The following is a 17,597-nucleotide window of genomic DNA, read 5'->3' as shown; positions in this document are numbered from 1 at the left end:
AGCCGTTCGGACATGAATCCCCTCGCCACAAATGGCGTGATCGGATGCCCGCATCTATTAAACAAATCCCACCCAATCCTTCCCCCCGCAACTTGCAATTACACCCTGAAATACCTTGTTGCCAGCGGTTACATCCCCCCCTACCATCCACCGCAACGGGCACAGCGGAGCTGTCCAATAAAACCCGAATTCAAGGAACCAGAATGACCCAGCACGTCCACCGTCCCATCGCCACGCCCCTGCGCACCGGTCTGACCCGCACCCAACTCTGGGAAGCCGCCGACAAAGGCCTGATCAAATGCTGGGAAATCGGCCGCCAGCGCGCCGCCCGCTTTCCCGACCTCGCACAACAATGCCTCGCAGGCGAACTGCCGGTGCTCGGCTGGAAAGGTGGCGTGAGCCGCAGCCTGAAGAAAAACGAGAAATACGGCTCGCTGAAGTATCTGGCGCAATGGCAAGGGTTGCGTGGCGAGGATCTGGATATTGATCTGGGTGAAGAGCGCGCACTGACCTGTTCGCGGACGAAGATGCGGGTGACGTTTACCCCGGATCGGACGAAGTATTTCAATCAGGTGGCGGAAGCCGAGGCTTGATCTGCAACAGCACTGACCGAAAACCGCTCCCGATACGCCTGCGGCGTCACGCCAATCGCCCGCAGGAAACTGCGGCGCAATGTCTCCTCGCTGCCAAACCCGCAATTGGCGGCGATGCGTTTGACCGGCAGCCCGGTGTCACTGAGCAAGCGCCGCGCCGTCTCGACGCGGATCAGTTCGATGGCGCGGGCCGGGGTCTGGCCGGTGTCGGCGCGGTAGTGGCGCACGAAGCTGCGCTCGCTCATGCCGGCCTGTTCGGCCAGGGTCGGCACGCCGAGGTCACAGGTGAGGTTTTCAGCGATCCAGGCGTGCAGCTCGTCAAAACGGTTGCCCTGATTCTGCAGCGCCAGGGTCACGCTGAACTGTGACTGCCCGCCGGGGCGTTTGAGGAACACCACCAGATGCCGGGCGACGTCGAGGGCGATGTCGCGACCGAGGTCCTGTTCGACCATCGCCAGCGCCAGATCGATGCCGGCGGTGACACCCGCCGAGGTCCAGACCGGGCCGTCGTTGATGAAGATCGGATTGGCTTCGACCTGCAGCTTCGGATGCTGCTGCGCCAGTTGCTCGCAGCGGGTCCAGTGGGTAACCACGCGGCGGCCGTCGAGCCAGCCGCTGGCCGCCAACAGAAAAGCGCCCGTACACACCGAGGCCACGCGTCGGCAGGTGGCGGCGTGTTCGCGCACCCAGTCCACCAGCGCCACATCTTCGGCCGCCGGATAAATGCCCCAGCCGCCGGCAATGATCAAGGTATCGCTGGCCTCTTGCGGCAACGGCTCGGCCAGTACCGCCAACCCAGCCGATGACATCACTGCCCCGCCCTCGCGGGCAATCACCGACGGCGCATACGGCACGGGCAAACCGCGCTGGCGGGCGATGTCGTTGGCCGAGGCGAACACTTGCAATGGCCCGGTGACGTCGAGGATTTGCATGTTGGCAAACGCGAGTACATGAATGGCTTTGGGCATTTTGGCGTAATTGGTGGGTTTATTGGCGTATACGCCAGAACCTACGCGCCTACAGTGAAGCCGTCCACCCCTTAATGGAGAAATACCCCATGACGTTGCAGATCGGTTTTCTGTTGTTTCCACAGGTGCAGCAACTGGACCTGACCGGCCCTTATGACGTGCTGGCCTCGCTGCCGGACGTAAAGATGCACCTGATCTGGAAGGATCTGGTGCCGGTCACCGCGAGCACCGGCCTGCTGCTGAAACCGACCATCAGCTTCGATGACTGCCCAGACCTGGATGTGATCTGCGTGCCCGGCGGCGCGGGAGTCGGCGCGTTGATGGAGGACGAGCGCACGCTGAGTTTCATCAAGCGCCAGGCGGCGCAGGCACAGTATGTGACCTCGGTATGCACCGGTTCGCTGGTGCTGGGCGCCGCGGGTCTGCTGCAAGGTAAACGCGCCACCACGCACTGGGCCTATCACGAACTGTTGCCGAAACTCGGCGCGATTGCAGTGCAGGATCGGGTGGTGCGCGACGGCAATCTGTTTACCGGTGGCGGGATTACGGCGGGGATCGACTTTGCATTGGTGCTGGCCGAAGAACTGGTGGGGACCGAGGCCGCACAGTTGATTCAACTGCAACTGGAATATGCACCGGCGCCGCCATTCGAGTCGGGCAGCCCGCAAACAGCGCCGCGCGCTATCGTCGAGGAAGCCTGCCTGCGCGCAGCGCCATCGTTGAAACTGCGCACGGAAATCACCGAGCGCGCGGCGGCGAAACTCAACTTGCGCTGATGCCTCATTCACACACAGAACCCCTGTGGGAGCGGGCTTGCTCGCGAATGCGGTGTGACAGCCAGTGGATGTGTCGACTGACGCACCGCATTCGCGAGCAAGCCCGCTCCCACCATGAGTTTTGCGTCTGGTCACAGGTTTGTGTGTTGTCCCCGCATCCCGCCGCACCTTTACTTGTCCCCACGCCTCCGTCCGTGTAGAAAGCCCTTCCACCCAATTCTGCACAAGGACTTTCGATGAAGGCGTTGCCTTGGCTCTATCTGGCACTTCTCAGCCTCGGTTACGGATGGGCGCTGAGTATTGGCCACCTCGGCTGGCTCGCACTGATTACTCTGGGTCTGTTGTTGATAACCGCTTTTGCCGTGCGCCAACAGCAGGTGCCGGTGGCGCGTCTGCTGGGGCATGCGGTGTTCATCTTCCTCGCCCTGTCGCTGGCGCTGCACTGGTTGCCGGGGTTCGACAACGGTCGGGCCATTGCCCGGCTGCGGTTCACCGACGACGCCGTGCCATTCGTGATGTACCTGAATCTGGACAAGCCCTTGATCGGCTTCTGGCTGTTGCTGGCCTGCCCATGGATTGTCGCGGCACGCTCACTGCGTCAGGCGGCGTACGCCAGCGTCTTCGCCCTGACATTAAGCGCAATCCTCGCGCTGGGCGGCGCGCTATTGCTCGGGATGATTGCCTGGGCGCCGAAATGGCCCGATCAGGCATGGCTGTGGCTGCTGAACAATCTGCTGCTGGTGACACTGGTCGAGGAAGCACTGTTTCGCGGCTATATACAGGGAGGCCTGAGCCGGCTCTTCAAGCACTTGCCCCATGGCGACAACCTCGCCCTGCTGCTGGCTTCGCTGGTCTTTGCCCTGGCGCACTTTGGCGCCGGGTGGCACTGGGTGCTGCTGGCGGGCCTGGCGGGGGTTGGCTATGGTCTGGCCTACCGTTTTGGCGGGCTCGGTGCGGCGATCGCCACACACTTTGGGCTGAATCTGCTGCATTTTGGCCTGTTCACTTATCCGATGCTCGCCGGCTGAGACAAGTGCCGTTTTGCGACGCCGTGCTGAATATTGAAAAAAAATTTCAATAAAAAGCTGTCACCGCCGACAACCTTTCAAAGCCTTGCGGATTGAAAAACCATGCGTAATAACCAGCCCATTACACAACGCGAACGGACTTTCCCGGCTCAGCAGCGGTTGATTTCCACAACCGACGCCAAGGGCGTGATCACCTACTGCAACGACGCTTTCGTCGAGATCAGCGGGTTTTCGCGTGAAGAGCTGATCCGTGCGCCGCACAACCTGGTCCGTCACCCCGACGTCCCGGCTGCGGTGTTCTCGCACATGTGGGGCACACTGAAACAAGGCTTGCCATGGATGGGCATTGTCAAGAATCGCTGCAAGACCGGTGACCATTACTGGGTTAACGCCTATGTAACACCGGTGTTCGACGGCAATCAGGTGGTCGGTTACGAGTCGGTGCGGATCAAACCCACCGCCGAACAGATCCGCCGAGCCGAAGCGCTCTACCAACGCATCAACCAAGGCAAGTCGGCGATCCCTTCCAGCGATAAATGGCTGCCGGTGCTGCAGGACTGGCTGCCGTTCATTCTGGTCAGCCAACTGAGCTTCGTGATCGGCGCGACCCTGAACTCGCACTGGGGCTTCGCCCTCGCCGCCGGTCTGTCGGTGCCGCTGGGCCTGATGGGCCTGCAATGGCAGCAACGCGGGCTCAAGCGCCTGCTGCGTCTGGCCGAGCAAACCACCTCAGACCCGCTGATCGCACAGATGTACACCGACAGCCGTGGCGCGCAGGCGCGTCTGGAAATGTCGATCCTCAGCCAGGAAGCGCGTCTGAAAACCTGCCTGACCCGCCTGCAGGACACCGCCGAACACCTGACCGATCAGGCCAAGCAATCCGACGCCCTGGCGCACAACAGCTCCAGCGGCCTGGAGCGTCAACGCGTGGAAACCGAACAGGTCGCCACCGCCGTCAACCAGATGGCCGCCACCACGCAAGAAGTGGCGAGCCACGTACAGCGCACCGCCGACGCGACTCAGGAAGCCAATCGCCTGACCGGTCGTGGCCGTGATATCGCCGGGGAAACCCGCGAGGCCATTCAACGTCTGTCCGTGGTCGTGGGTGAAACCGGCCTGACCGTGACCCAACTGGCCAAGGACAGCGACGAAATCGGCGGCGTGGTCGACGTGATCAAAGGCATCGCTGACCAGACCAACCTGCTGGCTCTGAACGCTGCGATTGAAGCAGCGCGTGCCGGCGAGATGGGCCGTGGTTTTGCCGTGGTAGCCGACGAAGTCCGCCAATTGGCGCAACGCACCAGCGAATCGACCGGGCAGATCCATGCCTTGATCGCGAAGTTGCAGCAGACCGCGTCAAGCGCCGTGCAAACCATGGAAGCCGGGCATCGTCAGGCCGAAGAAGGTGTGGCGCGGGTGCTGGAAGCGGATCAGGCGTTGGTCGGCATCAGCGAAGCAGTGGCCAACATCACCGACATGACCACGCAGATTGCTGCGGCGACCGAAGAGCAAAGTGCGGTGGCTGAAGAGATCAGCCGCAACATCAGCAATATTTCGGAACTGGCGGATCAGACGTCGGAACAGGCGCATAACTCGGCGTTGCTGAGTGAAGAGCTGACGAAGACGGCTAATACGCAGTATTCGTTGGTGGAGCGGTTTAACCGCTGATTGTTCTGCAATACAAAAAACCCGGATAGCGAGAGCTTCCGGGTTTTTTATTGTGGCTCACGCGTGACTACACATTGGGGCGTCATGCCCTACAAACACGCCAGAATCCGCTGACTGGTGCGTTTTTTGGGAGGGCTCTATCGTTTGCCGGTAGATACCCAATCCCTTAAGCTGGTCAGTATGAATACATCTCCTTTGGAGGCTCCGATGGCCACCACCAGAAAGATCGACAAGCCGGTTAAAAAAGTCATTCGCGATGAACTGACTTTTCTTGATGTCCGGCAAGCCGCGCGTGATGGGCAGAAAGCGTTCGATAAATATGTGATCACTGGCAAGCTACCCATAACAAAGTAGCCATAGATGCCAGCAGTCAAAATCTCTGCGCTTTTCGAACAAATCAACAACTGGAAAAACTTCGCCGCTCATTTTTATAACTACAAAGTGTGCGGTGAACTGCCCGTTCTTTTCGGGCGAGACGAACGACTCGACCTCAGCGATATGCACCACATCCACCTGGCCAGCACCCAAGCGAACCAGTCGCGGTGGGCGAAAATAGACCGCCAGTATTATCGAACTGCCCTGATTGACGATCCTGACAACGACTTCTGGCTTATCTACGCCTACGATGCTTTCCGGGATGAATACCTTTTGCTGACAATCACTGGCCCCGATGCCCATAACCGGAGTGAGTGGGGTTCATTTCTGCGCACGGTGCATTGCGAGATTGTTGAGCCATGGGTTTTGGGAAAAATCATCTATTCCGACCTCGACGACTTTTGATTAACTGGCTGGCCGGTTCTCGGAAAATGTATTGAGTGGGTGATAACAAAAAAACCGGATAGTGAGAGCTATCCGGTTTTTTATTTTTGATTTGGCGTTACACGCGGTTACCAGCGATTACTGCTGTAAACATAGCCTGTCCAGCAGTCGATTCACCAGCAACTCGTTCAACATGATCAGCTGTTGCAGCGCCAGCAGCGGTTTGCGCTCTGGGCCGCCGATCGAGTTGGCGATGTTGCCGGCCATGGCGTGGGCGTATGAAAGCGACTCGCTCGCTTCGACCAGCAGGGTTTCGTCATCCAGCGTGGGGTCGACGAGATAGACGGGGCGAAATCTGGACGAGTTTTGGGGAGCGCCCAGGTCTTCGGGTTTGAGGTAATAGTCGAGGGCGCGATCGGTGGCCTCTTTGACCTTTTGCGGATCAAGCGCGGGGGCGTGGGGGATTGGATCTGTGTGCGGTGGGTTTGGTGTGATTTTGAACATGGATGAAGTCTCGTATCGAAATAAATAAGAGCCATCACCCTCGCTACCAAACGATGGGTGGCGGCCATGCGCGGGTTGGTAGACCGGTCGATACGGAAACCCGGCGCTCACGAATGAGCCCCACGCATGTCCACCATATAAAACGCAGCCGCAAAAATAAGGCTGAATAAGGTGGCGCCATACGGCGGTACCGAATCGGGCTACCAAACCCGATCACTGTTTTTCAGTGACAGAGAAACGATACAACCACTTCATAGCCGCGTAAGCCGGCGGATTCTGGCGTACGTGTAGGTAATGGCGCAAGGTGTTGTAGCCCTTATCACGTAACGCTTCGTGTAATTTAAACGGGGCATGAAGAGCCGGAAATTGTCCTCGATTTGGGCGGTGACTGGGCCGCCACTTTCGCGAGCAAGCCCGCTCCCACAGTTGGATTGGGTGGACTCAGGTGGAGATTGGTCGGCTCATAGGCCGCCATCGCGAGCAGGCTCACTCCTACAGTGGGAATGGGTGTGCTCAGTGGGGCATTGGTCGGCTCGTAGGCCGCCATCGCTGGCAGGCCAGCTCCCACAGTTGGAATGAGTGGACTCAGGTGGAGATTGGTCGGCTCGTAGGCCGCCATCGCGAGCAGGCTCACTCCTACAGTGGGAATGGGTGTGCTCAGTGGGGCATTGGTCGGCTCTTAGGCCGCCTTCGCTGGCAGGCCAGCTCCCACAGTTGGAATGAGTGGACTCAGGTGGAGATTGGTCGGCTCATAGGCCGCCATCGCGAGCAGGCGAAGGCCTACGGCTTTGATTTGTGTATCCCCCACGCGGCAAAGCCGCCCCACTCAACAGGATGAGCGTTAGCTCGGCTGCAGCTCTTGATCTTGATCCACGGGCGACGTCGGAAGGCTGAGTGGAGGGATTGATCCGGGGGTGGGAGCGCAGCGACCGTTTGGCGAAGCCAAACACATCGAGAGGAGGTGCAGCGAAGCAAACCGTAGGCGATGCCCCCCGGATGAATCCCGGAGCGAAGGGACCCCGAGCCTTAGCGAGCGGGCCGCACGTAGGAGCAAGCGTTTTTTTGCTTACTTTTTTGAGGCGTTTGTCAAAAAAGTGAGTCGCCGTAAGGGCGAAACCCTAAGCAGCCATAACCGCAGCAACGGATATACACCCAAACCTCAACGAAGAAACGCAGCCACCTTCTGCGCGGTGCTAGCCAAATGCTGCTCATGCGTAAACCCGGAAACCTTGAGCGGCTTCAAATCATGATCCCCAGCGGCCAACCAAAACACCTCAATACTCGGCGATAGATCGTAAGCCCCGACAGCGTCCCGATTGCCAAGAGCATCCCGCTCCCCCTGAACAATCAGCGTCCGAGCCCGCAAAGAAGCCAAATGCTCAACCCGAGGCTTCTCCGGCTTCCCCACCGCATAAAACGGATACCCCAGACAAACCAACGCATCAGCGCCCAACTCGTCGGCCAAGAGACTGGCCATCCGCCCCCCCATCGACTTCCCGCCAACCGCCAAAACTCCAGCGACATGACGTCGCACTTCAGCGAAAACCTCACGCCAGCACTCCTGCAATTTCCCCGCAGGATTCGGCGGTCGCTTGACCCCATCAACCCGCCGCTGCGCCATATAAGGAAACTCAAACCGCAACACGTTGATACCAAGCCCCGCAAGGCGCCCAGCCATATCGTTCATCCAGTCACTGTCCATAGGCGCCCCTGCCCCATGCGCCAGGATCAACGTCGCCTCAGCCTCGCCATCAGCGGCATTCCAAAGCCACCCACGATCCCGCACGCACTGCGCCCATTGATCCCCGTCAATACTGGCCTTGTGCTGTTTGTCCATGCTTGCCTCGCTTTTAGTCTGCCTATAACTCCAGGCGAAGGATTCGCGGCGTTTTCTGCGCGCGCTCACTTCGGCTGAACCGTGGATGGGGAACCATGAACACTTCTATCAGTACCGCCTACAACTACAAGGTGGTCCGCCAATTCGCCATTATGACGGTGGTGTGGGGCATCGTCGGCATGGGGCTCGGGGTTTTTCTCGCCGCCCAATTGGTCTGGCCTGAACTCAACTTCAATTTGCCCTGGACCAGTTTCGGCCGTCTGCGCCCGCTGCACACCAACGCGGTGATCTTCGCGTTCGGTGGCTGTGCGCTGTTCGCCAGTTCGTTCTACTCGGTGCAACGCACCTGCCAGACGCAATTGTTCGCGCCGAAAATCGCCGCGTTCTGCTTCTGGGGCTGGCAACTGGTGATCCTGCTGGCAGCCATCAGCCTGCCGCTGGGCTACACCAGTTCCAAGGAATACGCGGAGCTTGAGTGGCCGATCGACATCCTGATCACCATCGTCTGGGTCGCCTACGCGATCGTGTTCTTCGGCACGATCATGCAGCGCAAGACCAAGCACATTTATGTGGGCAACTGGTTCTTCGGCGCGTTCATCATCACCGTGGCGATCCTGCACATCGTCAACAACCTTGAGTTGCCGGTGAGCTTCACCAAGTCGTACTCGGTGTACGCCGGTGCGACCGACGCGATGGTGCAATGGTGGTACGGCCACAACGCCGTAGGCTTTTTCCTCACCGCTGGCTTCCTCGGGATGATGTACTACTTCGTGCCGAAGCAGGCCGAGCGTCCGGTGTATTCGTATCGCCTGTCGATCGTGCACTTCTGGGCGCTGATCACCCTGTACATCTGGGCCGGCCCGCACCACTTGCACTACACCGCGCTGCCGGACTGGGCGCAGTCGCTGGGCATGGTGATGTCGCTGGTACTGCTGGCCCCGAGCTGGGGCGGCATGATCAACGGCATGATGACCCTGTCGGGCGCCTGGCATAAGTTGCGCAGCGACCCAATCCTGCGCTTCCTCGTGGTATCCCTGGCGTTCTACGGCATGTCGACCTTCGAAGGTCCGATGATGGCGATCAAGACGGTCAACGCCCTCTCCCACTACACCGACTGGACCATTGGCCACGTACACGCCGGCGCACTCGGCTGGGTGGCGATGATTTCCATCGGCGCGCTGTACCACATGATCCCGAAAATCTTCGGCAAAGAGCAGATGCACAGCGTCGGCCTGATCAACGCGCACTTCTGGCTCGCGACCATCGGCACCGTGCTCTACATCGCTTCGATGTGGGTCAACGGCATCGCCCAGGGCCTGATGTGGCGCGCAGTGAACGAGGACGGCACGCTGACCTATTCCTTCGTCGAAACCCTGGTGGCCAGCCACCCAGGCTTCGTCGTGCGGCTGATTGGTGGGGCGATCTTCCTCAGCGGCATGTTCCTGATGGCTTACAACACCTGGCGCACCGTGCGGGCCTCGCAGCCTGCTGACGTCGTTGCTGCCGCGCAGATGGCCTGAGGAGTCCGCCATGAAACACGAAACGATTGAAAAGAACGTCGGCCTGTTGATGTTGCTGATGGTGTTCGCCGTGAGCATCGGCGGCCTGACCCAGATCGTCCCGCTGTTCTTCCAGGACGTCACCAACAAACCGGTGGAAGGCATGAAGCCCTACACCGCGCTGCAACTGGAAGGCCGCGACATCTATATCCGCGAAGGCTGCGTCGGTTGCCACTCGCAGATGATCCGCCCGTTCCGCGCCGAAACCGAACGCTACGGACACTATTCGGTGGCCGGTGAAAGCGTCTGGGATCACCCGTTCCTCTGGGGCTCGAAACGTACCGGTCCGGACCTGGCCCGGGTCGGCGCGCGTTACTCGGATGACTGGCACCGCGCGCATTTGTACAACCCACGCAACGTCGTACCGGAATCGAAGATGCCAGCCTACCCATGGCTGGTCACACAAGCGGTCGACAGCAGCCACACCGAAACCAAGCTCAAGGTCATGCGCACCCTGGGCGTGCCGTACACCGACGACGACATCAGCGGCGCGGTGGCCAGCCTCAAGGGCAAGACCGAGATGGACGCCCTCGTCTCCTACCTGCAAGTGCTTGGCACTGCGATCAAGAGCAAGAGGTGAGCCATGCCGATCTTCTTTGGAATAAGCGAAATGAGCGCGGGGCTGATTCGGGGCTTAGGCACCGTGGTCGTATTTGTAGCTTTTATCGGCCTGACCCTCTGGGTGTTCAACCGCAAGCGCACGCCGGAATTCGCCGAAGCGCGCCTGCTGCCGTTTGCCGACGAGCCGCAACCCGACCCAACCCAAGCATCTGAAACAAGGAGTACCCGGCCATGACCACCTTCTGGAGTACGTGGATCTGCGTACTGACCATCGGCAGCCTGATCGGCCTGACCTGGCTGCTGGTCGGCACCCGCCGGGGTGAAACCAAGGGCAGCGTCGACCAGACCATGGGCCACAGCTTCGACGGCATCGAGGAGTACGACAACCCGCTGCCGCAGTGGTGGTTCATGCTGTTCGCCGGCACGCTGGTGTTTTCCGTGGGCTATCTGATCCTCTATCCGGGCCTGGGCAACTGGAAAGGCATTCTGCCGGGTTACGAGGACGGCTGGACGGGCGTGCACGAGTGGGAAAAGGAAATGAGCAAGGCTGACGCCAAGTTCGGGCCGATCTTCGCCAAATTCGCCGCCATGCCGGTGGAAGAAGTGGCGAAAGACCCGCAAGCGCTGAAAATGGGCGGCCGCCTGTTCGCTTCAAACTGCTCGGTGTGCCACGGCTCCGACGCCAAGGGCGCCTTCGGCTTCCCTAACCTGGCTGACAAGGACTGGCGTTGGGGCGGCGATGCCGAGACCATCAAGACCACCATCATGGGTGGCCGGATGGCGGCAATGCCGGCCTGGGGCGAAGTGCTCGGTGAAGCCGGGGTGAAGAACGTCGCGGCGTATGTGCGTCATGAACTGGCCGGCCTGCCATTGCCTGCCGACAGCAAGGCTGACCTGCAAGCCGGACAGCAAGCGTTCAGCACCACTTGCGTAGCCTGTCATGGGGCAACCGGCCACGGCACTGAAGCCATGGGTGCGCCGAATCTGACGCACCCGGCCGGATTTATCTATGGCACCAGCCTGACCCAACTCGAGCAGACCATCCGCCATGGCCGCCAAGGCCACATGCCGGCGCAGAACGAGCTGTTGGGCAACGATAAGGTGCAATTGCTCGCAGCTTATGTGTACAGCCTCAGCCATGGATTGAATACAGAAAAACTGATTACTGAAGACAACAAACAGTAAGCATTGCGTACACCTCTGCCGCACCATTCTCGGTGCGGCAGCACCCAGCCCCTTTGCGACGCATTGTCGCACCCCTTCGTACCCTCTCCTTTCGGATCCCCCGATTCGGGTCTACGCTTGCTCGATGCGGACTGGCCCGTGCCGGTTCCAGGTCGACCTTGAGCGATGTGTTCGACAAATCGCCTGACTGACAGAGCGCAAAGCCCGGTAGATACCGGCTGTCGCGCCAATGACCGTCCGTCACCCGATCACTGCGTTCGAACACACCTCGTTACAACTGACCTGAACCCCTCGCTTTTTTCGTCCGCTGCGACATTTTGTCCGAGGCCAATTTTGTCCTTACGCGGCGCATGGAAAGGCCGCAGAATCAGCGTTGGAAAGCATTGACCCAGGTCATGGCGCGTTGCAATGACCCCCTGCTCTCTGCATACTTGCGGCCGATTTTAATCCTAATAAAACACCCAAACCGTGGAACCTTAGAATGAGCACAGCAATCAGTCCGACTGCTTATAACTATAAGGTAGTCCGCCAGTTCGCCATCATGACGGTGGTCTGGGGGATCCTTGGCATGGGGCTCGGTGTCTTCATCGCCTCGCAACTGGTCTGGCCGGAATTGAACTTCGGTCTGCCGTGGACGAGCTTTGGACGCCTGCGCCCGTTGCACACAAACCTGGTAATTTTTGCCTTTGGTGGCTGTGCACTGTTTGCCACTTCCTACTATGTCGTGCAGCGAACCTGCCAGACGCGACTGATCTCCGACAGCCTCGCGGCCTTCACCTTCTGGGGCTGGCAAGCAGTCATCGTCGGCGCGATCATTACCTTGCCGCTGGGTTACACCACCACCAAGGAATACGCGGAACTGGAATGGCCGCTCGCCATTCTGCTGGCGATTGTCTGGGTCTCCTACGGGCTGGTGTTCTTCGGCACCATCACCAAACGCAAAACCAAGCACATCTACGTCGGTAACTGGTTCTACGGCGCGTTCATCGTCGTTACCGCGATGCTGCACATCGTCAACCACGCCTCCTTGCCGGTCAGCTTCTTCAAGTCCTACTCGGCTTACGCCGGTGCGACCGACGCGATGATCCAGTGGTGGTATGGCCACAACGCCGTGGGCTTCTTCCTGACCACCGGCTTCCTCGGGATGATGTACTACTTCGTACCGAAACAGGCCGAACGTCCGATCTACTCCTATCGCCTGTCGATCGTGCACTTCTGGGCGCTGATCACCCTGTACATCTGGGCCGGCCCGCACCACCTGCACTACACCGCACTGCCGGATTGGGCACAATCGCTGGGCATGGCGATGTCGATCATCCTTCTGGCGCCAAGCTGGGGCGGCATGATCAACGGCATGATGACCCTGTCGGGCGCCTGGCATAAGCTGCGCACCGACCCGATCCTGCGTTTCCTCGTGGTCTCGCTGGCGTTCTACGGCATGTCGACCTTCGAAGGTCCGATGATGGCAATCAAGACCGTCAACTCGCTGTCGCACTACACCGACTGGACCATCGGCCACGTACACGCCGGCGCACTCGGCTGGGTAGCGATGATCTCGATCGGCGCGATCTACCACATGATCCCGAAACTGTTCGGTCGTGCGCAGATGCACAGCGTTGGCCTGATCAACGCGCATTTCTGGCTCGCGACCATCGGCACCGTGCTGTACATCGCCTCGATGTGGGTCAACGGCATCACCCAGGGCCTGATGTGGCGTGCGATCAACGATGACGGCACCCTCACCTACTCGTTCGTCGAAGCGCTGCAAGCCAGCCACCCGGGCTACATCGTCCGTGCCCTGGGCGGTGCATTCTTCGCCAGCGGCATGCTCCTGATGGCTTACAACGTCTGGCGCACCGTGCGCGCCTCGAACCCGGCTGAAGCCGAAGCCGCCGCCCAGATCGCTGTCGTTGGAGCTCACTGATGAAGCATGAAGCTGTCGAGAAGAACATTGGCCTGCTGGCCTTCTTCATGGTCATCGCCGTCAGTATTGGCGGCCTGACCCAGATCGTTCCGCTGTTTTTCCAGGACGTCACCAACAAGCCGGTCGAAGGCATGAAGCCGCGTTCGGCGCTGGAACTGGAAGGCCGCGACATTTACATCGCCAACGGCTGTGTCGGCTGCCACTCGCAGATGATCCGCCCGTTCCGTGCTGAAACCGAACGCTACGGCCACTACTCGGTCGCCGGTGAAAGCGTCTGGGATCACCCGTTCCTGTGGGGTTCCAAGCGTACCGGTCCGGACCTGGCCCGTGTCGGTGGTCGTTACTCCGATGACTGGCACCGTGCGCACTTGTACAACCCGCGCAACGTGGTGCCTGAGTCGAAAATGCCGGCTTACCCGTTCCTCGTGGAAAACAAGCTCGACGGCAAAGACACGGCCAAGAAAATGGAAGTGTTGCGCACGCTCGGCGTCCCTTACACCGACGAAGACATTGCCGGTGCAAAAGACGCTGTGAAGGGTAAAACCGAAATGGACGCGCTGGTGGCCTATCTGCAAGGCCTGGGCACCATCATCAAAAGCAAACGGTGATCTAGATGGATATCGGGATGATTCGTGGCCTGGGCACCGTTGTCGTGATGGTGGCCTTCATCGGTCTGGCGCTGTGGGTGTTCAGCCCCAAGCGCAAGTCGGAGTTTGAAGACGCGACCTTGCTGCCTTTCGCGGATGATCCCGAAGCCATCAAGCACGTCGAGCAAGCTTCTAGGAGTAACAAAGAATGACTACATTCTGGAGTCTGTACGTCACAGTCCTCAGTCTCGGTACGATCTTCGCCCTGACCTGGCTGCTGCTGTCGACCCGCAAGGGCCAGCGCAGTGAACAGACGGAAGAGACCGTGGGCCACTCCTTCGACGGAATCGAGGAGTACGACAACCCGCTGCCGAAATGGTGGTTCATGCTGTTCGTGGGCACCATCGTGTTTGCGCTGGGCTATCTGGTGCTGTACCCAGGCCTGGGCAACTGGAAAGGCCTGCTGCCTGGCTACAACTACCTCGATAACGACAAGCAGACCGCGTTCGCCAACGGCAAGACCGGCTGGACCGGCGTTCACGAGTGGGAAAAGGAAATGGCTCGCTCGGACGCCAGGTTCGGTCCGATCTTCGCCAAGTTCGCGGCCATGCCGATCGAAGAAGTCGCCAAGGATCCGCAAGCGTTGAAGATGGGCGGCCGTCTGTTCGCCTCCAACTGCTCGGTCTGCCACGGCTCCGACGCCAAGGGCGCCTATGGCTTCCCGAACCTGACCGACGCCGACTGGCGCTGGGGCGGCGAACCGGAAACCATCAAGACCACCATCATGGGCGGTCGTCACGCGGTGATGCCGGCCTGGGCCGACGTGATCGGTGAACAAGGCGTGGCGGACGTGGCTGCATTCGTGGTGAGCAACCTCGATGGCCGCAAGCTGCCGGAAGGCACCAAGGCTGACGTTGCCAACGGCCAGAAACTGTTCGCCGCCAACTGCGTGGCCTGCCACGGTCCGGAAGGCAAAGGTACCCCGGCCATGGGCGCGCCTAACCTGACCCACCCGGCCGCATTCATCTACGGTTCGAGCTTCGCGCAACTGCAGCAGACCATCCGTTACGGCCGTCAGGGCCAGATGCCTGCGCAGGAACAACTGCAAGGCAACGACAAGGTGCACCTGCTGGCAGCGTATGTTTACAGCCTGTCCCACGGTGATAAACCAGCGGAAGCCGAGGCCCAGTAAGGCCAACGCCTGATGCAAGGAAAAGCCCCCGCCAGCGATCTGGCGGGGGCTTTTTCATGGACGACTGGCCCAGATCGACTTCACCGGCACCGTGGCCACCGGCGTACGTTTGCGCCACTGATTGTCCTCGACCAGACTCACCTCCAATTGCTTGCGATCCTTGGAAAAACTGGCGGTCAGGTACGTCTGCTGAGACGCTGAACCGCTGAGAAACATCGGCACCCGGCCCTTGTAACTCTTCATGCCGCCATCGGCATGGAAATGCCCGGCGAAGATCGCCGTCACCTGATACTTCTCAATCATGTTCAAGAAGCGCTTTTCCTGATCCCAACTGCCTTTCCACTCGTAAGGCTTGTGCATGTTGATGATGATTGCGTAGCCCTGCGCCCGCGCCGTTCGCAAATCATTTTCCAGCCAGTCCAGCGACGCCCCGATATCGAATGTGGTCGGATTCAAGGCATGGGAAATTTTCACTGCGTAAGTGGGTTCATTGTTCAACTGCACCAGATGCACTTCACCGACATTCTTTGAATAAGCCAGACTCCCCAGATAGTGTTTGTTCACAAAGCTACCAGTGACTTCCAGATCGAACTCATCGACTTTATCAACATGATGATCACGGTAATCAACAATACTGCCCGCTGCACAACTTTCACTGAAACAATCATTCACGTTGTTCTGATAATCGTGATTACCCAATCCGTAGAGCACGTGATCGCCAAAGTGTTTCTTCAGCATCGAACCGATGTAAGAGCGCTGCCAGCCATGGCCGAACGCGGTCATGTCACCGTTGATCATCAAGGGCACGGCGGCCTGCCCGCCCATCTCGCTGCGAAACTGGGCAATGCTCGCGAACTGGGTTTCCACCAGCCATTTCGCGCGTTTTTCGAAATCCGCTCTCGATTCATCCTCACCACTGTCCGACTTTTCCGTCCATGGGTATTGCGGATCCGAGGCGAACACCATGTGCTGCGGAACACCTTCATTGGCACTGGCGAGAGAAGACAGTGACAACAGGCACAGACACGCGAAAATTTTTTTAACTTCCTTGATTTTCATAACACTCCATTATTCCGTTAATTTTCAAAACATGAACATGCAACTAACACGCTGCAGAACAGCCACTAAGCTATTCGAAAAAAACCAGAAAACAAAACCCATCAATTAACTAATGATATTTCTGGAATATTGAAATTTCCTTTGAAATAAATACTTTGAGACACATGCCTGATGGACTCGATTCACGATGCTCTGTAGGGTCTTCCACAGCCCGATGATCCACATCGGAGCCACTTCAAGGATGAAGCCGCTATGTTGAATGACGACAAAAACCCTCTCCCGGTTGATCAGCCTCTTACTGAACCTGATCATCCAATCGAATCATCGGAAAACCCCGTGGAATCCATTGCCGTTACACTCGGCAGCCCGTTGCAACCCAATCCCAACAGAACCACAAAACCCCACAGAAATACCGGCAGTCTCGACAGCTTGGGCGGCGGCAGACTTCCCTGAGTCTTGAAGCCACGTCTGAATCAACCCGAGCCGGCCTGCGCCTTGTGCGAGGCTGGCTCGACTAATGTCAGCCACGGACCGACCAGCGGACGGCTGAGTCCTGTCTTCCTCGATTGCCGCCCCCAAGGCGAAGTAGTAACGTTGCTACATCTGTATTGCGAGAGGTCCACCATGATGGCAATCACCACCATCTCCAGCCGTGAATTCAATCAGGACACCAGCAGCGCCAAAAAGGCTGCGCGTCTGGGTCCTGTGATCATCACCGACCGTGGCAAGGCCTCTCATGTACTGCTGAGCATCGAGGAATTTCAGAAACTGAGCGGCGCTCACGCAAACATCGTCGATTTGCTGGTCATGCCAGAGGCTGCCGACATCGAGTTCGAAACCGAGCGTGCAGTCATCACCCATCGCCCTGTGGATCTGTCCTGATGTATTTACTCGACACCAATGTGATTTCCGAACTTCGCAAGCCGCAAGCCGATGCCAATGTGGTCAGTTGGGCCAAAGGCGTCATCGCCCCACGTCTGTACATTTCCGCCATCACCTTGAAAGAACTGGAAACCGGGGTACTGCGAATGGAACGGCGCGATCCCGCTCAGGGAAAACTGCTGCGCAGCTGGCTGACGCGCCACGTCATGCCGGCCTTCGAAGCGCGAATCCTGCCGGTCGATGCCGCCGTGGCACTGCGTTGCGCCAGCCTGCATGTGCCTGATCAGGCCAATCAAAGCGATGCGTTGATCGCCGCCACAGCGTTGGTGCACGGGCTCACGGTCGTCACCCGCAATGTCGGTGATTTCCAGGCGAGTGGCGTTGCCCTGATCAACCCCTGGGAACAATGAATTAGCGACCGCGCCAAAACTGTCCATACTCAACAAGTCAATTGACCTGCATCAGGCTTTGCTGCATTCGCTACACCATTCACGTTTTTTCCCCAACGCGACCAA

Annotated in this window: 20 protein-coding genes; 16 read left to right on the top strand and 4 right to left on the bottom strand. The window is 59.0% G+C overall.

Annotation, left to right across the window (positions count from 1 at the left end):
- The first annotated feature begins 203 nt into the window (after positions 1-203).
- The gene (locus AC1UK9_RS09935) at positions 204-593 is read left to right on the top strand and encodes a hypothetical protein (RefSeq protein WP_473015061.1); all 390 of its coding nucleotides are present in this window, start codon (positions 204-206) and stop codon (positions 591-593) included.
- On the opposite strand, the gene AC1UK9_RS09930 is transcribed toward AC1UK9_RS09935, so the two are convergent.
- Positions 569-1,561, bottom strand: coding sequence for a GlxA family transcriptional regulator (locus AC1UK9_RS09930; RefSeq protein WP_473015059.1), 993 nt, complete (start codon positions 1,559-1,561; stop codon positions 569-571). The two genes, AC1UK9_RS09935 and AC1UK9_RS09930, sit on opposite strands and share 25 nt — an antisense overlap.
- A gap of 89 nt (positions 1,562-1,650) precedes the next feature.
- On the opposite strand from AC1UK9_RS09930, the gene inhA reads away from it, so the two are divergent.
- The 5 genes from inhA to AC1UK9_RS09905 all read left to right on the top strand — a co-directional run bounded on the left by inhA (position 1,651) and on the right by AC1UK9_RS09905 (position 5,813).
- Entirely contained in the window at positions 1,651-2,337 is a 687-nt protein-coding gene (gene inhA / locus AC1UK9_RS09925; protein ID WP_482579940.1) for an isonitrile hydratase, read from the top strand.
- A 236-nt stretch (positions 2,338-2,573) separates the two neighbouring features.
- On the top strand, positions 2,574-3,365 hold the full coding sequence (locus AC1UK9_RS09920) for a CPBP family intramembrane glutamic endopeptidase (protein ID WP_473015057.1): 792 nt from the start codon (positions 2,574-2,576) through the stop codon (positions 3,363-3,365).
- Positions 3,366-3,467: 102 nt separating this feature from the next.
- A complete protein-coding gene (locus AC1UK9_RS09915; protein WP_025110374.1) occupies positions 3,468-5,033 on the top strand; it encodes a methyl-accepting chemotaxis protein in 1,566 nt (521 codons plus the stop codon).
- Between the two features lie 207 nt (positions 5,034-5,240).
- Complete coding sequence (locus AC1UK9_RS09910; RefSeq protein WP_165369536.1) at positions 5,241-5,387, top strand: hypothetical protein; 147 nt, start codon at positions 5,241-5,243, stop codon at positions 5,385-5,387.
- Between the two features lie 6 nt (positions 5,388-5,393).
- Positions 5,394-5,813, top strand: coding sequence for a type II toxin-antitoxin system YafO family toxin (locus tag AC1UK9_RS09905; RefSeq protein ID WP_482579939.1), 420 nt, complete (start codon positions 5,394-5,396; stop codon positions 5,811-5,813).
- Between the two features lie 117 nt (positions 5,814-5,930).
- Here AC1UK9_RS09905 and AC1UK9_RS09900 read toward each other — a convergent pair whose 3' ends face one another.
- A complete protein-coding gene (locus AC1UK9_RS09900) occupies positions 5,931-6,296 on the bottom strand; it encodes a DUF6124 family protein (RefSeq protein ID WP_473015055.1) in 366 nt (121 codons plus the stop codon).
- A 1,159-nt stretch (positions 6,297-7,455) separates the two neighbouring features.
- The gene (locus tag AC1UK9_RS09895; protein ID WP_482579938.1) at positions 7,456-8,133 is read right to left on the bottom strand and encodes an alpha/beta family hydrolase; all 678 of its coding nucleotides are present in this window, start codon (positions 8,131-8,133) and stop codon (positions 7,456-7,458) included.
- A 95-nt stretch (positions 8,134-8,228) separates the two neighbouring features.
- Here AC1UK9_RS09895 and ccoN (AC1UK9_RS09890) point away from each other — a divergent pair, with 95 nt between their 5' ends.
- From ccoN (AC1UK9_RS09890) to ccoP (AC1UK9_RS09855), 8 genes are all read left to right on the top strand, one after another.
- Positions 8,229-9,653, top strand: coding sequence for a cytochrome-c oxidase, cbb3-type subunit I (gene ccoN / locus AC1UK9_RS09890; protein ID WP_025110370.1), 1,425 nt, complete (start codon positions 8,229-8,231; stop codon positions 9,651-9,653).
- Between the two features lie 10 nt (positions 9,654-9,663).
- A complete protein-coding gene (ccoO, locus tag AC1UK9_RS09885; RefSeq protein WP_008082031.1) occupies positions 9,664-10,272 on the top strand; it encodes a cytochrome-c oxidase, cbb3-type subunit II in 609 nt (202 codons plus the stop codon).
- 3 nt (positions 10,273-10,275) lie between these two features.
- Complete coding sequence (locus AC1UK9_RS09880; protein ID WP_482579937.1) at positions 10,276-10,488, top strand: cbb3-type cytochrome oxidase subunit 3; 213 nt, start codon at positions 10,276-10,278, stop codon at positions 10,486-10,488.
- The gene (ccoP, locus tag AC1UK9_RS09875) at positions 10,485-11,438 is read left to right on the top strand and encodes a cytochrome-c oxidase, cbb3-type subunit III (protein ID WP_473015052.1); all 954 of its coding nucleotides are present in this window, start codon (positions 10,485-10,487) and stop codon (positions 11,436-11,438) included. Before AC1UK9_RS09880 ends, ccoP (AC1UK9_RS09875) begins: the two co-directional genes overlap by 4 nt.
- A 481-nt stretch (positions 11,439-11,919) precedes the next feature.
- Entirely contained in the window at positions 11,920-13,362 is a 1,443-nt protein-coding gene (gene ccoN / locus AC1UK9_RS09870; RefSeq protein ID WP_003223381.1) for a cytochrome-c oxidase, cbb3-type subunit I, read from the top strand.
- Positions 13,362-13,970 carry a cytochrome-c oxidase, cbb3-type subunit II gene (gene ccoO, locus AC1UK9_RS09865; RefSeq protein WP_025110367.1) on the top strand — a complete coding sequence of 203 codons (609 nt, stop codon included), beginning with the start codon at positions 13,362-13,364 and terminating at the stop codon, positions 13,968-13,970. Before ccoN (AC1UK9_RS09870) ends, ccoO (AC1UK9_RS09865) begins: the two co-directional genes overlap by 1 nt.
- A 5-nt stretch (positions 13,971-13,975) precedes the next feature.
- Entirely contained in the window at positions 13,976-14,161 is a 186-nt protein-coding gene (locus AC1UK9_RS09860) for a CcoQ/FixQ family Cbb3-type cytochrome c oxidase assembly chaperone (protein WP_003175465.1), read from the top strand.
- A complete protein-coding gene (gene ccoP, locus AC1UK9_RS09855) occupies positions 14,158-15,141 on the top strand; it encodes a cytochrome-c oxidase, cbb3-type subunit III (protein ID WP_025110366.1) in 984 nt (327 codons plus the stop codon). The genes AC1UK9_RS09860 and ccoP (AC1UK9_RS09855) overlap by 4 nt, the downstream gene beginning before the upstream one ends.
- A gap of 54 nt (positions 15,142-15,195) precedes the next feature.
- Here ccoP (AC1UK9_RS09855) and AC1UK9_RS09850 read toward each other — a convergent pair whose 3' ends face one another.
- Complete coding sequence (locus tag AC1UK9_RS09850; protein ID WP_482579936.1) at positions 15,196-16,200, bottom strand: metallophosphoesterase family protein; 1,005 nt, start codon at positions 16,198-16,200, stop codon at positions 15,196-15,198.
- Positions 16,201-16,827: 627 nt separating this feature from the next.
- Here AC1UK9_RS09850 and AC1UK9_RS09845 point away from each other — a divergent pair.
- On the top strand, positions 16,828-17,082 hold the full coding sequence (locus AC1UK9_RS09845) for a type II toxin-antitoxin system Phd/YefM family antitoxin (protein ID WP_025110364.1): 255 nt from the start codon (positions 16,828-16,830) through the stop codon (positions 17,080-17,082).
- Positions 17,082-17,492, top strand: a complete 411-nt coding sequence (locus AC1UK9_RS09840; protein ID WP_473015049.1) for a type II toxin-antitoxin system VapC family toxin — start codon at positions 17,082-17,084, stop codon at positions 17,490-17,492. The genes AC1UK9_RS09845 and AC1UK9_RS09840 overlap by 1 nt, the downstream gene beginning before the upstream one ends.
- Positions 17,493-17,597: the final 105 nt, after the last annotated feature.

It is taken from the genome of Pseudomonas sp. AK-TSAG1-1, from assembly GCF_056821665.1.
This window is presented reverse-complemented; position numbering and strand designations above follow the sequence as displayed.